Source organism: Posidoniimonas polymericola, from assembly GCF_007859935.1.
Lineage (GTDB): Bacteria > Planctomycetota > Planctomycetia > Pirellulales > Lacipirellulaceae > Posidoniimonas > Posidoniimonas polymericola.
Map to the genome: position 1 here is coordinate 88,988 of NZ_SJPO01000003.1, position 15,944 is coordinate 104,931.

Annotated in this window: 8 protein-coding genes; 6 read left to right on the top strand and 2 right to left on the bottom strand. The window is 68.2% G+C overall.

Annotation, left to right across the window (positions count from 1 at the left end):
- Positions 1-73 precede the first annotated feature (73 nt).
- Together Pla123a_RS07090 and Pla123a_RS07095 are read left to right on the top strand one after the other, a co-directional pair.
- Complete coding sequence (locus Pla123a_RS07090) at positions 74-2,971, top strand: hypothetical protein (RefSeq protein WP_146585322.1); 2,898 nt, start codon at positions 74-76, stop codon at positions 2,969-2,971.
- A 238-nt stretch (positions 2,972-3,209) separates the two neighbouring features.
- A complete protein-coding gene (locus Pla123a_RS07095; protein WP_146585324.1) occupies positions 3,210-5,297 on the top strand; it encodes a glycoside hydrolase family 172 protein in 2,088 nt (695 codons plus the stop codon).
- Between the two features lie 9 nt (positions 5,298-5,306).
- On the opposite strand, the gene Pla123a_RS07100 is transcribed toward Pla123a_RS07095, so the two are convergent.
- Positions 5,307-7,079, bottom strand: coding sequence for an amidohydrolase family protein (locus Pla123a_RS07100; protein ID WP_146585326.1), 1,773 nt, complete (start codon positions 7,077-7,079; stop codon positions 5,307-5,309).
- Between the two features lie 399 nt (positions 7,080-7,478).
- Here Pla123a_RS07100 and Pla123a_RS07105 point away from each other — a divergent pair, with 399 nt between their 5' ends.
- Positions 7,479-8,936 (top strand): family 16 glycoside hydrolase, encoded by a 1,458-nt coding sequence (locus Pla123a_RS07105; RefSeq protein WP_197527765.1) that lies wholly within the window; start codon positions 7,479-7,481, stop codon positions 8,934-8,936.
- 263 nt (positions 8,937-9,199) lie between these two features.
- Entirely contained in the window at positions 9,200-10,015 is an 816-nt protein-coding gene (locus tag Pla123a_RS07110) for a hypothetical protein (protein WP_146585330.1), read from the top strand.
- Between the two features lie 90 nt (positions 10,016-10,105).
- On the opposite strand, the gene Pla123a_RS07115 is transcribed toward Pla123a_RS07110, so the two are convergent.
- The gene (locus Pla123a_RS07115; RefSeq protein WP_197527766.1) at positions 10,106-12,397 is read right to left on the bottom strand and encodes a VIT domain-containing protein; all 2,292 of its coding nucleotides are present in this window, start codon (positions 12,395-12,397) and stop codon (positions 10,106-10,108) included.
- A gap of 330 nt (positions 12,398-12,727) precedes the next feature.
- Between Pla123a_RS07115 and Pla123a_RS07120 the strand changes: the two genes are divergently transcribed.
- Together Pla123a_RS07120 and Pla123a_RS07125 are read left to right on the top strand one after the other, a co-directional pair.
- Positions 12,728-13,663: a hypothetical protein gene (locus Pla123a_RS07120; protein ID WP_146585334.1), complete on the top strand. Its 936-nt coding sequence runs from the start codon at positions 12,728-12,730 to the stop codon at positions 13,661-13,663.
- Positions 13,664-14,058: 395 nt separating this feature from the next.
- A complete protein-coding gene (locus Pla123a_RS07125) occupies positions 14,059-15,810 on the top strand; it encodes an OB-fold nucleic acid binding domain-containing protein (RefSeq protein ID WP_146585336.1) in 1,752 nt (583 codons plus the stop codon).
- Positions 15,811-15,944 lie beyond the last annotated feature (134 nt).

Below are 15,944 nucleotides of genomic sequence, written 5' to 3' on the forward strand. Positions count from 1 at the left end.
TTCGCCGTACTGCTTCCCCTTCTCGCACGTGCGGCCGAGGCTTCCGCAGACATTCAACGATCAAGGGCTTTTGATGATTCGTGGCACACGTCGGCAATGGAGGTGGTCGGTAATTTTTGCGTTGGCGGTCACCCTAGTCGACTCGACGGGCTGCAGCGGGGCGGGGGCCGGGGGCGAGGTGAGCGTTGGCACGCAGGGCGCATCGTTCTCGGCGGGGGACGCCTGGCAACGCAAGGAGCTCTCGCCCGACATGGGTAAGGACCAGTTCAAGCTCGGCGGCCGCAAGGAGTGCTACGCGCTGGTCCTAGAGGTGAACCAGGTGGTTGAGGGCGAGCGTGAGCTCGCTTCGGTTGTGCGGGAGCGGATGCGGGAGGTCACCAACCGGCCGGTCCCGCAGGGCACGCCGAGCTACCGCAAGCGGCCGGACGGAGCCGAGCAAACGACGCAGGTGTTCGAGGGGACGTACAGCGGCATGCGGCTCGGCTACGCGCTCAGCCTGATCTCCCAGGCTGGGCTGACGTACCAGGTCATGATCTGGGCGCCGCAGTCGCAGCTGGACCGGGTGGAGGACCTGTCGGAGCGGATGATCGATGGTTTCTCGATGCCGCCGGCGGGGTCCGAGTGGCGGCGTGGCACGCGCCCGACCGAGCACGTCAGGGCGGTGGGCGGCTACGAGCTGAAGTTCCGCTACCGCCCCGCGTTGCTGCGGCCGTCGGAGGAGCCGAGCACACTGATCAGCCTGGTCTCGGCCGACGGCGGGAACGCCATCCACGTGCTCGAGATGCCGGCCGACGACGCCGACCAGCAGCTCGACGAAGTGCTCGAGGCGGTCAACGAAGGCGAGGCCAACCCGTTCGAACCGATCCGCCGCGAGGACGTGCAGGTCGGCGGCGTGAAGGGCCGGATGCTGACGTCGTTCGACGGTACGCTGACGGGCGTTTTCCTGGCGCTGCCGCTGGAGCGGGGCGCTTCGCTCGACGTGCGGTACCTCTACACCGGCCGGCCCGAGGCGTCCCGCTTCGACCGCGACCTGTTCCTCGAGAGCCTGTCGCTCGACAAGATCGACGTCGGGCTGGAGCTGCCGGAGGTCCCCAGCTCGCAGGAAGAGCTGTACCGCAACCCGTTCGAAGTGCGGGTGGCGGGTCTTTCGGACCAGGCGGCCAAGACTTCGCTGACCAGCATGAGCCATGCCCGGCGGCTGCCGGACGGCCGGGTTCTGCTGATGCACGGCTCCGGTGTGTTGGAGCTGGACAACGGCGCCGAGCGCAAGGTGATCGACGGCGAGTCGTGGGGCAAACAGTACACGGCCGCGGTGTGGTCGGGCGGGCTCTTGATCGCCGACGCCAACGACCCCAAGGGCGAGCTGCTCGACGCCGACGGCGAGCCGACCGCCGCGCCGATCAGGGCGCGGGTGGTCGCCGACTGGGGGGAGCGCCTGCTGTACTGCCCGCCGGCGCCCGCGCCCGCGCTGATCGGGTACGCCGCGCAGCCCAGCGGCGGCGAGGTGCGCTGCCTGTACCCGGACGGCAGCACGAAAACGCTCGCCGAGGTGAAGGGCTTTCGAGTCAGCGCGCTGGGGGCCGAGCCCGGCAGCGGGCTCGCCCTGGCGGTCGCGACGCCGGCGGGCCGCGCCGATGTTGACTGGCGTGGACAGAGGCCCGTGCTCGCTCTGATCAACCTAGAGTCCGGCGCGCACAAGACGCTCGCCGAGTGGGAGTCGGCGTCGGCCGTGGCGCCCGCGGGCAAGGCGTGGCTGGTGACCGGGACGCCCCAGGACGGTCCGGCGGGCGTCTACCTGGTGAGTTCCGGCGGCAAGCGTAAGACGCTGCTGACCGGCAACCGGTTCCACGGGGTGGCGGTCGAGAGCGGCCGGTTGTGGTACGCCGGGCCGGTGGGGGCCGACGAGGGCGAGCGGTTGGCGGTCTTCTCGGCGCCGCTGAGGGAAGTGGCCGAGGTCGGACCGCTGTGCCAACCGTTCTGCGTGACGACTTTCAACCAGCTTGCCGAGCGGTGGTCCGCGAAGCAGCGCACGGCGGAGGACGCGGCGGACGCGGCCCGGATCGCCACGCGGCTGCAGGTGCGGCAAGCGTTCGCCGCCGGGTCGGCGTTGTGCGAGGAGCAGCTCGGTCGCCCGCTGCCGGTCGAGGCGAAGGAGGTCGACGCGATGCTCCAGACGCTGATGGGGAACAAGGGGCTGTCGCAGGCGGCCAAGCAGCTGGCCGCGGTGACGCTGACCCACTTCCTACTGGAGCAGGGAGCGGAGTGGGTCGAGTCGGATCGGGGTGCGGCAATCGACTGGGTAGGCGCCAGCTACGAGTCGGCCGGCAACACGTTTGCCGAGGGCTACACACCGGCCTCCCTGCTGACCGACACGCTCTACAACGACGACGGCTACTGGGCGCCCGCGACCACGATCATCGACGCCGCCGGTGGCCGTCGGCTGTTTGTCTCGCTGGACGCCGAGATGCTTCACGAAGCCGTGGAGCGGGCGAAGCCGAGCGGCATCGAGGCGGTCCTGAGCTCCCCCGACCCCGCGCGGCTGGTCGAGGTCCTAGAGAGCGCGCCAGCCAACACCAGCTTTCGAAAGGCGCTGTACCAGCAGGTCGCCGCGACCGGGGGCGCCGCCTTGCTGCGGGAGGTGGCGGGCCACTTTGTCGGCGGCGACCACGAGGACGTCTGCGACCGCATTGCATGGCTGTCGGCCCGTCAGCGGTTGGCCGACAAAGACCCCGATACCGGCCGACTGGCGGACGACCTGATCTCCGCGATCAGCGAGCACCCGTCCGAACCAGTGTTCTACGTGCTGCTGGGCGCCGCGTGTGAGGTTGACCCCGGGCGTGGTGCGGCGCAGAGCCGGCTCTGCTACAGCCGCGCGCTGGAGATGCGATCCTGGGGCGACCTGGCCGACACCGCACAGGAGCGGCTGGAAGCGATCGAGGACGCGATGGCCGATCCGACCAGCAGCAACTAGCCGTGTTGCTCACGCCCTTTCCAACTGCGCCGAGCGAGGATACCGATCGTCTGATCCGGCCCGCGCCGCTTCTGGCGGCCGGGCATGTACATTCTAGCAGCTTCGGTTTGTGTGACGGGCGGGCGACGCGGTGGGGCGAGCAGCGGCAGTGTGCCCGGGGGCGAGATAGTGCGTGCACCTTGGCTATTGGCTAGGATGGTGGCCATCCTTGTCCCCGCCCCGCTTGAAGAGGCCGACGATGCGCCGTGTGAAGCACTTGGCTGTCCTGACATTGCTTGCTTCTAGCTCGGTGGCCGCCGCGAGAGAAACGGTCACCACCGGCACGGTCATCGCCGAGATGACCGACCTCGAGCGGCTCTGCCGGCTGCCGGAAGTCGACTACCGCACCGTGCAGTTCACGTCGTACGACCGCCGCAGCGCGACGCCGGGCGGGCCCGAATGGTTCGCCAACTCCGACGGCTTCGGCGGCGCGCCGCAGCCGCCGTTCCTCGAGACGCTCCGCGAGCCGGGCCACGACGGCGTCGGCCGCTACCTGATGGCCGAGGTCGACGGGCCGGGCGTGATCGTGCGGACCTGGACGGCCGCCATCAACGGCCGGCTGCAGGTCTACCTCGACGGCGCCGACCAGCCGGTGTACGACGGCCCGACCGAGCGGTTCCTGCACCACCCCTACGACAGCTTCCTGGAGGGGAGCGGCGTGGCGGCCGACGTGCTCGACGGCACCTTCTACCAGCGCGACGCGGGGTACTGCCCGCTGCCGTTCGCCAAGGGCTGCCGTGTGGTGTGGGAGGGCAATCCTAAGAAGACGCACTTCTATTACATCCAGGCGCGCAAGTACCTCGCGCCGGTCGACGTGCAGACGTTCCGGCCCGCGGACCTGGCGACCTTCCGCGACCAGATCGAGGCCGCGTCGCGGGTGCTGAAGGGCGAGCCGCCGGCGAGCGTGGCCCCCACGGACGAGACCCGCGAGATCGCCGCGCTGGTCGTGCCGGGCCGCAGCGTCACGGCGGTCGAGCTGGACGGCGCCAGCGCGATCACCGAGCTGGTGACTCAGGTCAAGGCCATGAACGAGCGGGCCGCGCTCCGCGGCGTGGTGATGAGCATCGCGTTCGACGGGCACACCTCGGCTCAGGTGCAGTCTCCCGTGGGCGATTTCTACGCCGCGGCGCCGGGCGTGAATCCGTACCACTCGCTGCCGTTTGTGGTCGAGGAGTCGGGCCGCATGACCAGCCGCTTCGTGATGCCGTACGCGCGGTCGGCGCGGATCAGCTTCAAGAACCTGACCGACGAGCCGGTCGTGATCGCCGGCCACGTCAAGGTCGCCCCCCGTGAGTGGGACGCCGAGCGTGACCTGCACTTTCGCGCCCGCTGGCGGGTGATGCACGACCTGTCGTCCGAGACGCCGGTCGACATCCCGTTCCTGGTCGCCGGCGGCGCCGGTCGGTTCGTGGGCGCGGTGTCGCTGATGCTCAACCCGTCACGCGGCACGCACCCCAACGGCAGCTGGTGGGGCGAGGGGGACGAGAAGCTGTTTGTCGACGGCGACCGCTTCCCCGCCTGGTACGGCACCGGCTCGGAGGACTACTACAACTACTCCTGGAGCGCGGTCGACCTGTTCGACTACGCGTACTGCGGCCAGAACCGCAACGACGGGCCCGCCAACCGCGGCTTTGTCAGCAACTACCGCTTCCACCTGATCGACGACCAGCCGTTCCGCAACCGGCTCGCCTTCTACATGGAGCTGCTAATGCACGACAAGGTCGACGGCTTCAGCTACGCGTGCCTGGCGTACCACTACGCCCGGCCGGGGACCATCGACGACCACCGGCCGATCACGCGGCGCGACGTGGCGGAACCGCGGCTCCCTGAGGGCTGGAAGCCGAAGGCCTACCGTGCGACCGAGGAGGCGACGTTCCTCGAGCCGCAGGAGCTGGCGCCCCCCGACGCCGTCTACGAGGAGGGCGAGCAGTGGACCGGCGGCGACATGCTCGCCTGGACGCCCGAGGACAAGGGGGACACGCTCGAGCTCAAGGTGCCCATCAGCAAGGCGGGCCGCTACCAGGTGCGGCTCGGCATGGCGCTCGACGCGCGGTCGGGCGTCGTTAGCGCCACGCTCGACGGCGAGCCGTTCGGCTTCGGCGGCGGGGAGGGCAAGATGGAACTCTACTCGGCACGGCGGACCATGTGCCGCGCGTCGGCGAGCGACCGGGTTGAGTTGAGCGAGGGCGAGCACACCCTGACGCTAACCTACGAGGGGGGACCGGCGGCGGGGGCGCCGGCCGATGGGCCGCGGATCGGCGTCGACTTCCTGTGGCTGCAGCCGTAGGCGGCCACGCTACTCGGCGAACTCGAGCCAGCCGAACCGCGCCGGCGTGTGCGCCGTGCGGGTGAGCGTCGGGCGCCAGGCCAGAAAGTCGCTGGACGCCGCGTTGTTGCGGTACAGGTTGGCGGGCCAGCGGTCGCCGGCGGTTGGCTTCTGGTCGGCCAGCTTGGCGAGCGGGACGCGTGCCTCGACCCGCCAGATCTTCTGTGCCCGATCGATGACGACCTTCGACTCGTTGCCGGCGGACCAGTCGAAGTCACTCTCGCCGCCCTTGAGGATCAGGTCGAGGTACTCGCCGTTGGGCGCCCACTCGAGCTCGCTGTAGTGGGCCGCGTCGCCTGGCCCGCGGGCCAGGAAAAACTCAACAACGTCCTCCTTCCACAGCCCGAGTCGTTCGCCCGGGGCGGGATTGTCGCGCGTCGTGAGCTCGTCGTAGGGCGCCTCGAAGGCGAGGTACAGGTAGGCGTCGCTCCACAGCGCGCGGACCGCGGTGCTGAGCCCGGGGTGCGTGGCGGCGTCCTGCAGCCCGTACTCGATCCGCTGCGGCTCGGCCCGGTCCCACGCGGCCTCGTCGAGCCGGCCGTCGGGGGTGAAGTCGTCCTCGATCCGCGCCGCGCGCAGCGTCGGGGCCGGGTAGCTCTGGGCGAGCATCTGCCGGGCGTTGTCGAAGTAGACCCGCCGCGCGACCGCCGGCGGGAGGTCGATGCTGCTGATGGTCCAGTCGCCCTGGATCGGCGTCATGTGGACCCAGTCGCGGTCGGCGGTCTCGAAGAAGCGGTAGAACTTGCGGTAGAAGACCAGCGCCTCGTGGTCGGTGGGCCGCTCGTCGTCGCCGGCGGAGCCGAGGATCAGCCGGTCCCCTACTTGGAAGTCGGTGCCGAACAAGATCCGGTCCTGGTGCTTGACGAACTGATTGCGGAGACGCTCCGGGTCTCCGCGGCCGATCTCCGGGACCCGGGCGGCGATGTCCGCCCGCATGTTGGGACGCCGGTCCAGCGCGCGGTCGACCCAATCGATATCCTCGGGGTTGTTGGCGAAGTGCACGCCTAGGAAGGTAGTCTCTGGGTGGCGGGCAATGACCCGGTCGAGCGCCTCGAGCAGCTCCTCGCGCGGCGGGTGCTTGGCGGGGTCGCCGAACCACCAGTTGGGGTGGTCCTTGAGTTCGGCCCACCGCTCGTTTGACTCGTCGAGCGGCTCCCAGAACGCCTGGGGGTCGCCGACGTGGATCGAGATCGGCATGCCGAGCTCGCCGCACCGCCGCCACACCGGGTCGAGCTTGGGGTCGTCGATCTTGATGAGCCGGCCGGCTCCGTCCCGCAGCGTCAGGCCGAGCCGCTTGAATTCCTTCAGCCCCGCGGCGCCGAGCTCGCGGCCCCGCTCAATCTGCTTGACCGCCTGGGCGCTCCAGTCGGGGGAGTCCCAGTCGCCGTAGTCGAGCAGCATGTAATGCATGAAGCGTCCGGGCGCGCCCTGCTGCTGGGCGGCTAGGTTCTGCTCGTACGCCGAGGGTCCGCTGTCGGTCGGGGTGACGGTCCCGGAGCCAAGCTCCACCGCGACGCCCAGGCCGGCGGCGTCCATCACGCCGACCGCGCGGCGGAATCGCTCCGGCAGCGCGTCGACGTGCATGTGCAGGTCGATCAGCCGGTGCTCCGCCCGCCAGACGTCCGGCGCGAGTGCGTCGGCACGGGGGTCGGTCTCGGCCGCGTCGGTTCCGCCGGCGCCTAACGCAGCGAGCAGGCAGACGAGGGAGTGCAATCGCCAGCGGGCGCTGTGGCTGCGGTGCATGGTGGGGACGCTCAAAGGGGCCCGGAGTCAGTGGGGGAGGGGGGCTGCGGCGGCCGGCGCCGTGGGAGCGGGCTTTATAGGCTACGAAGCCGATTATTGCGGACTTCACAACGCGGCTCAATCGCGGCCAGGCCGGGGGGCGCGGACAAAACGATGCCCGAGTTGGCGATCTTTCAGCTAATCCGCATTCCGTGTGTAACCGGTGGGCGATCGGCGGTATAGAGGAGAGCCCTGCTACTGTCGCGCGCCAGCGGATTCTGTTTTTCAGACTCTTTCCCCGCCGACAGATTGTGGGGCAGCGCAGGCGGGTTTGAAACGCCATCCGGGGCGTTTGGGGCCCATTTCACCGCCAAAATCTGACCGTCAACTTTGTCGCCAGGCGATTCTATGACTCGAAGCTTGTCCACTCCTTCCGCCTTCTCGACCATTGGCTATGCGGCGCTCGCCGCCGCGATTGTGCTGCTGGGCGTCGCGGAGTGCCCCGCGGCGGACGCCGTCGCGGACACGGCGACCAGCGAATCGGATCACCAGCTCGAACTCGACCTGGAGAACGGCAAGTACCACATCACGATCGACACCTCCGGCTCACCCGACCTGACCGAGTGGGCCGAGCAAGAGCTTGCGCCGGTCGTCAAAGAGTGGTACCCGATGATCGTGGACATGCTGCCGGGCAAGGGCTTCGACGCGCCGACCGAGGTCAGCATCAAGATCGCCGACGACATCGAGGGCGTCGCCTACACCTCGGGCGACCGCGTGAGCTGCAACGGCAACTGGATGCGTCGCCAGCTGGACGGCGAGGCCCGCGGCGCGGTGGTGCACGAGCTGGTGCACGTGGTACAGCAGTACCGGGGCTGGCGTCGCGGCAACCGCCCGCCGGGGTGGCTGGTTGAGGGCGTGTGCGACTACATCCGCTGGTTCTTGTACGAGCCCGAGAGCGGCGGCGCCCTGATCGCCGCGAACGGCGCCGACCGCGCCCGGCACGACGCCAGCTACCGCACCACGGCCAACTTCCTGAATTGGGTCTCGAACAAGTACGGGTCGAACCTGGTGCCGAAGCTCAACGCCCGGCTCCGCGAGGGCAAGTACTCGGTCGACTTCTGGGAAGAGTACACCGGCCAGCCGCTCGACAAGCTGGCGGCCTCGTGGAAAAAAGCCCTCGCCGCCGGCGACGCCGAGCAGCCCGCCGCTGCCCAGAAAGACGACCAGAACGTCAATCAGCTGACCGCCGAGGAGCAGGAGCAGGGTTGGAAGCTGCTGTTCGACGGCAGCAGCACCGACGGCTGGCACAGCTTCAAGCGTGATGAGGTGCGTGAGGGCTGGAAGGTCGAGGACGGCAAGCTGGTCTGCGCCGACCCCCGCAACGCCGGCGACCTCTGCACCAACGACGATTACAAGTGGTTCGAGCTGCGGCTGGAGTACAACATCTCGCAGGGCGGCAACAGCGGCATCATGTTCCACGTCACCGACGACGGCGGCGCCGCCTGGGCGACCGGCCCCGAGTTCCAGCTCGAGGACAACATGGAGGCCCACGACCCTACCCGCTGCGGCTGGCTGTACGCCCTCTACAAGCCCGCGGAGGACGCCGACACCGGCCAACCGATCGACGCCACGCTGCCGGCCGGTCAGTGGAATCAGGTGCGGCTGTTGATTTCGCCCGACGGCTGCGTGCACGAGATCAACGGCGTGGAGTACCTCGAGTACAAGCTCGGCAGCGAAGAGTTCAACGAGCGGGTCGCGGCGAGCAAGTTCGCCTCGATGCCGCTGTTCGCCAAGCCCGACAAAGGCATGATCGCCCTGCAGGGCGACCACGGCCAGGTGTCGTTCCGCAACGTCAAGGTACGGCCGATCACCGAGTAGCAACCGACGCCCGGCCCCCGGCCGGGCATTCCCGCAGGCGACCCTCCCCAACCGCAGCCGCTTGGTAGCGGCTTCCCACCTCGGGCTCCTTTGCGAGCTCCCTATCCAGGGCGGGCCTGGCGCATCGCGTCGGCCGGCTGCCCTGCGCGCCCCCTGTGCGCGATTGCCCTCCCGTGTTGCGAGTTGTAAGTGTTCGGACGTTTTCCGTAGGCGGCTAGGAACGCATCCAGAGATCATCACCATTGCTTTTGGAGATTGAGTTCATGAGATTTCCCTTCCTCGCCGCCGCTATTGCTGTGGCGGCTTTATTTGGCCTGACCGGTTCCGCCGCCGCGCAGGTCGCCCCGATCGCGGTCACCGGCTGGACCGAAGACTTTGTGATCAACGACCCCGCGCCCTACAACCTGTCGGTCACCGGCACCGTGGACGGCGGCATCGGCAACCCCGAGGGCTACACCTGGGTCGAAGAGGGCACGTACACCAACCCCAACGGCGACCCCGAGTTCTACTTCGGCCTTACCGCCGGCGTGCAGACCAGCCTGACCGGCAACGGCACGTTCGAGTTCCAGGACTTCTCGGCCAACAACGTGGTGGCCCTGGACGGCGGGGCGTCGGGCACGCTGACCCTCGACACGCCGGCCGCGTACGAGGCGATCGCGCTTTACGGCGCCGTGGGCGGCGGCGGCAAGACGGCCGACGTCCTGCTTACGTTCGACGACGCCTCGACCGCGACGTTCATGGTCTCCGAGGGCACTGGCATCGGGACCGACTGGTTCAACAACAACGCGGACAAGGCCCTCGCGGTCCTCGGCCGCGCCTCGAACAAGAGCGAGGAGGGCTACACCCGTTTGTTCCGCCAGCAGAATGACGCCATCAGCATCAACGAGTCGCTGTTCGTGCTAGATCCAGCCGACCAGCTGAAGCTGCTGACCTCGGTGACCATCACCAACACGTCGGGCAGCAATGGCATGACGGTCTTCGCGCTCAGCGGCGGGACCGCTCCGGTCCCCGAGCCGGCCGCCGCAGCGTTGCTCTGCCTGAGCACCGCCGGTGTGGTTGCTGGTCGCCGGGATCGTTAGAGAAACTTTGTTGAGCTATCGGTCTACGCAGCAAGGCGCCGCCCGCGAGGACGGCGCCTTGTTGTTTTTGTCAGCGCGGCGTTTGGCCGGTCACCACGAGTAAACCCGGCCGCCGACCTTGACCACCACAGGTTCTTCAATCGCCAGGTACTGGGCGACGTGCCGGCCGTTGTCGGCCGCCAGCTGGAAGTACTCGGGGCTGTACCGCTTCAGCTCGTTGGTCTGCTTGAGTTCGTCATCGGTGACGGTCGAGTCGACCCACTTGCCGTCGCGACGGAAGAACGTCTTGCGGCCGATCTGGCGGATGTTGTCCGCCATCCGCGTGCGGTTGCGGCGGGCGTCGTAGAAGAACGCGTTGCCGCTGGCGCGCCCCATCACCTGTCGGGCCAGTTCCTGCGGCGCCGCGTCGGCGGGCGCGGTGGCAGGCATCGGGGGCCCGTTCGACTTGAGCAGGATCTGCTTGCCGGCCCGCTGGTTGAAGCCAAACTCGCCGCCCGACGCGGCGAGCGCCTCGGTTTCTTCGTCCGCCCGCGTCCTGTTGTCGGCCACCGCGTTGTGGTCGGCGTTCTCGTCAGCCAGGAACGAGGTGTACTGCGTCACGACGCCGTGGTGGGTCGCCAGGTCGACCAGCTCCTTGATCAGCTCGTCGTTCTTGCCGCCCAGGTCGAGCTGGTCGATGATCTCGCCCACCCGGCGGGTTGCCCACAGCCGGGCGACAAACGCGTTGGAGTCGTCGTCGCTGCTGGCGGCGAGGCTCGTGGCGAACGCGTGCTCCTCCTCCTTGCCGGCGACCGCTCCGGAGAGCGTGACCCGCGCGTCGCCCGCGTGGCGGTAGCGTCCCACGACAATCGTCTGGTCGCCGGCGAACAGGTCGAACCCGCCGCGGGGGTAGAGCTGCGTCACCGCCGGGCCGTCCTCCGGCTTGGCGCCGTCCAGGTCGAACGCGACCGACACGTCCGTCATCACCGGCGCGCCGATCCGGCGGTACAGCTTGCTGACGGCGGCCTCGATGTCCTCGTTGGGCCGCACGTACTCGGTGGCGCCGAAGTTCTCGCGGGCGAGCCGGTCGAGCAGCCGGCTGTTGACGTCGTACCCGACGCCGAACGGGAACACCCGCGCCCGCACGTTGTTGGCTCCCTGCGTTGCGGCGACGATGGCGGCCTCGCCGGTCTGACCGGCGGTCGGCAGGCCGTCGGTCAGGAACAGCACGTAGGTCGGGCGGTCGGAGTCGTTCAGCATGCCGAGCGCCCGCCGCAGCGCGGCGTCGATGTTGGTGCTGCCACCGGCGAACAGCCCGTCGACGTAGCCGACCGCCGCGCGGCGTTGCTGATCGTCGCACCGCTGCAGCTCGGGCCGGAACGACTCGACCTTGTCGTCGTACGCGATGATGTTGAAGGTGTCCTCTTCGTTGAGGTTGTTGAGCACAAACTTGAGAGCCGACTTCGCCTGGTCGAGCTTCTTGCCGGTCATGCTTCCCGAGCGGTCGACGACGAACAGCACGGTCTTCGGCAGCGGCTTGGCGTCGGCGTCGGCCAACTCGGGGCTCGCCAGCAGCAGGAAGTAGCCCGGCTCGTTGGGATTGGGGCGGTACGACACCACGCTGGCGCCAATGCCAGACTCTGGGCCCGAGTCGGCCGGCGGGTTGGCGGCGACCATCAGCCGCAGGTCGGCCGACGGGATTTCGTTCTGGGCGGCGTAGGTCGCCACGGCGTGGCGGTCGTCCGAGCGCTCGATCTTCAGGTCGTGCGTCGGCGAGTAGACGCTCGCTATGGGCCCATGTGAGTTGATCGCAACCCGCACGCTCAACTTCTCAAGCGGTTTGGAGGTGTACTTGGCCGTGGCGAGCGGCAGCAAGAGGTCGGTCAGCCCGTGCGACATCCGGCAGAGCTGCGAGTAGCGGAGCGTCAGCGTGCGCTGTCCGCCGGCGGGCACCGGGAAGACACTGGTCTGGAACATGCCGTGGCCGAGCCACTCGAGCAGCGCCGGGTCCCGGTTGCTGCGGACGATCGCCTCGAAGCGGCGGCGGGCCTCGTCGGCAGAGAGCAGCTTGCCCTGGTGCTCCTTGCCGTCGACCAGCAGCGTGAGCCCGCTGACCGCCGCGTCGTACGGCAGGGGGAACACGAACGAGACCTCCAGCGGCCGGCTCGAGTCGTTCTGGAAGGTCTGCGACACCTGGACCTCGGCCGCCTGGCCGTTGAGCGTGGCGTTGATGTCGATCGACTGCACGTGGTAGCCGCCTTCCACAGGGGTCGGCCGTGGGCCGGGGAGCGGGATCGGGCGGGGCAGGGGGTGGCGGTCGTCGATCAGCAGGCCCTGCGCCGATGCTAGCGGCGCGAGCACGGCGAGAATCAACAGGACAGGCAGCGGACGGGGCGTAGGCATGGCGACGGGCCTCGACTCGGTTGAGGGGGAGCAGGGGGAACGGGCGGCGGTCTTGCTTCTCACCCGTTCTGACGCCGGCCCGTGGTCGGTAGTTCCGCGATCTTGAGGATTCGCGAAGTCCCCCAGTCCGCCGTGCCGTCCGGAATCGACCTTGCCCCGCGGCCGGGAATCCCCGACCATCCGCCGCCTTGCGCTACGCAGACACTGCCAACAAAGCCTTCACGCGGCGTCCGTGCCGCGTGAAGCGCAAGGGAGAAGGGGCCCCGCGGCCTTGCGCGGCGCCTTCGCCCGGTAAACGATAGAAACGGTAGATCAAAGGAATCGTTCGCGTTGCTCCGGATTATTCTCGCCATCTCGATTGCCACGGTCGGCTGCCACCGCTGGGACCTCCAGCCCGGCAAGACCGTCCAGGCGCCCCCGCCCACGACGGCCTACTGCCCGCCGTGCGGCCCCGGGTACATCGAGGGCGTGTACGACCCGTGCAACCCGTGCCTGGACCCGTTCGGCGACCCCTGCTTTGGCGGCCCCGGCTACGGCGACCCCTGTTATGGCGGCGAGTACATCCTGATGGAGCCGGGCGCCGCTTACGTGATGCCGGGCCCCGCGCCGGGCATGGCTCCCGGGGCCGCGCCGATGGCCCCACCGGCTCAGCAGTCGACGCCGCAGCCGGGCTGGTTCGATGTGCTCCCCAACGGCGACGCGGCGATCAGCCCCGACTTCGGCCTGCCGACCGCGCCGGTGGTCGAGAACGCGTTGCCCAATCCGATGGTGATCCGCGTGGTCAACAACGAACTCGCCTGGGACCAGCTGGCGGACGTCACGGCAAGCTACTTCCCGATCCGCCGCGAGCAGCCGGTGCAGATGCTCGACGGCGTCGTGACCGAGGGCTTCATCGAGACCTCGCCCCGCGCCGGCGCGACAATCTTCGAGCCGCACCGCAAGGACGTGGCCGGCTCGTACAACCGCTGGGAGAGCACACTGCAGTCGATCCGCCGCTTCGGCTACATCCGCGTCACGCCGACCGCCGAGGGCTGGGCGATCGAGCCGCAGGTGTTCAAGGAGCTGGAGGACGTGCCGCGGCCGGAGCACGCCTCGGCTGGCGCGGCGTCGCTGCGGAGCGACAACTCGTTGCCGACCGAACGCCGCGTGGACGTCGACTACAGCGAGCCAACCGGCGTGTGGATCCGGCTCGGCCGCGACCAGCCGCTCGAGCAGAAGATGCTTAAAGAGATCTACGAGCGGCTGACCGGCGCGCCGATCCAGTAGCGCCTCGGCAGCGCAGGCGCCTGCGGCTACCGTCTCAACGAGCAGCCCGGCCGCGTGGCGACCGGTCCGGCCGGATACTCGGCGCCGGCACGACGCGGACAGCAATCCGGCCTATTGTCGGGATGACGGGCGGGGCGCCGGTCCGCTGCGCTCCTCGGTCGCGCGGCCGGCGCCGCTATCACTCGGGTTCTTGCAGAGTTCGACGACATGTCGCAGTGTCTGATGAAAATTCGAGTGAATCTCGCCGCATCGGTGGCCTTTACCGATTGTTGGCGCGCTCTTCGCACCCCTTCTTGTTGAGTCATGCGAGACGGATACCAACGGAATCTCGGTCGGCGGCCGTCGGCTGGGCCCTCTCGCGGATAACAAGGACTAAGCAAGAAGGAGACGCACTTATGAAGATTACGCTGTGGAGAAGTATCGCGGTTGCTAGTATGGGCTTCGCCCCATTGGCTGTGCCAGCCAACGCCAACGCCGCTTCGGACGCCCGGAGCAATACGACCAACGCTCGAGAGTCGTGGATCGAGCAGTCGCCCTACTACGAGCAGGAGGCGTGGTACGACGTCACCGAATGGTTTGACGGCGACGACTACACACGCACCGAAGAGGCGTGGAACGACGACAGCGAGGGCGACGGGTACTCGTACGACTACCGTGGGTCGGAATCGAACGCCGATTCGAATTCGTACGGCTACGACAACCGCAACGGCGGCGACAACTGGTTCTATGATTACTACGACGGCCAGTACTTTACCTACGACGACCTCAGCAACGACCGCATCTACCGTTCGGCGGCGGTCTACTCTGACTACGACAACGACGGCTACTTTGACGCCGTGCTCACCGCGTACGACTCGAACGGCGACGGCCTGTACGAGTCGGGCGACTACTATACTCTGAACTCGACCGCCGACCAGAAACAGGGGAAGCAGTCGAAGCAGGGTCAGCAGCCGCAGCAGTCGCGTCAGCAGGAGCTGACCGGCACGGTCAAGAACGTCAAGCGGGCGAGCGTGCGTGACACGAAGCACCTGGTCGCGATGGTCAAGACCGACAGCGGCAAGCAGTTCGCATGCGACCTCGGCCCCGCCAAGGATATGAAGAATGTGGACCTCGCACAGGGCGACAAGTTGACCGTGGCCGGCCCTGCTCTGAAGGTAGGCGACAAGCGCGTCGTGATGGCCGACTGGGTGAAGCTGCAGGACAGCGACCAGAAGACCAAGGTCGACCGCAGCGAGGCGACCCTGCAGGGCAAGGTGGTCGACACCAAGAAGGCCAGCATCCGCGGCCAGAAGCACCTGTTGGTGAAGCTGAAGACCGACGCCGGTAAGAAGTGCCTGTGCGACCTCGGCCCCGCCGACGAGCTCGACGCCAACTTTGAGCAGGGCGACCAGCTGAAGGTGACTGGGGTCCCCGCCAAGGCCAACGGCCGTAAGCTGGTCCTCGCCGAGTCGGTTACGATCGACGGTGACAAGACCCGGATCCACCGCGCAGAGCGGCTGCGAGGCCACTCGGGCAACCAGTCGGCTAACAGCGAGCGGCACACCAGCGGCCAGCAAGCGCTGACTAGCGTGCAGGGTGAGGTGCGGTCAACCCGCCAGCTCAGCGTACGCGGCAACGAGCGGAACGTCGCGGTGATCGATGCTAACGATGGCCGCCAGATGCTCATCGACCTCGGCTCGGCCGACGCTTCGCAGGTGTCGCTGCAGCAGGGCGACCGCATCCAGGCTAAGGGCATCGTGACCAAGGCTAAGAATGGCAAGCCTGTGCTGCTCGCCCGCACCGTGATGCACGATGGTCAGACGACCCGCATCGACAACCGCCAGCAGCGTTCGAGCCTAACCAGCGCCAGCGAGATCTCTGGCAAGGTGCAGCAGCTTAAGACCGTGACGGTCAATGATTCGGAGCGTCAGCTGGCCCGCATTAAGACCGATGACGGCCGCACCGCGACCGTCGATTTCGGTTCGCCGGATCAGGACGCGGGCAACATCTCGCAGGGCGACACCATTACCGCCGAGGGCGTGTCGGTGAAGGTCGCGGACAAGACGATCTTGGTGGCGTTCGAGGTCTCGCCAGAGAACGGCGACTCGTTCAAGGTCGACCGTGGCTTCGATAGCCAGTCAGACCGTAGCCCCGCTAGCCGCCGATAGTGCGTAAACGAGAACTAGAAAAGACGAGTGTTCACACGCTGGTCGGCCCCGCGCCGGCCAGCGTTTTTTTGTGCGCTGGGCTAGCCGCTGCGGGTGGTATGCTAGTGTTGCGGTTCTGATTTGGCCCTCGTGGC

What these genes read in the sequence shown, in the direction of transcription:
- Pla123a_RS07090 (WP_146585322.1), top strand. Translation starts at nt 74, where the DNA reads ATGATTCGTGGCACACGTCGGCAATGGAGGTGGTCGGTAATTTTTGCG.
- Pla123a_RS07095 (WP_146585324.1), top strand. Translation starts at nt 3,210, where the DNA reads ATGCGCCGTGTGAAGCACTTGGCTGTCCTGACATTGCTTGCTTCTAGC.
- Pla123a_RS07100 (WP_146585326.1), bottom strand. Translation starts at nt 7,079, where the DNA reads ATGCACCGCAGCCACAGCGCCCGCTGGCGATTGCACTCCCTCGTCTGC.
- Pla123a_RS07110 (WP_146585330.1), top strand. Translation starts at nt 9,200, where the DNA reads ATGAGATTTCCCTTCCTCGCCGCCGCTATTGCTGTGGCGGCTTTATTT.
- Pla123a_RS07115 (WP_197527766.1), bottom strand. Translation starts at nt 12,397, where the DNA reads ATGCCTACGCCCCGTCCGCTGCCTGTCCTGTTGATTCTCGCCGTGCTC.
- Pla123a_RS07125 (WP_146585336.1), top strand. Translation starts at nt 14,059, where the DNA reads ATGAAGATTACGCTGTGGAGAAGTATCGCGGTTGCTAGTATGGGCTTC.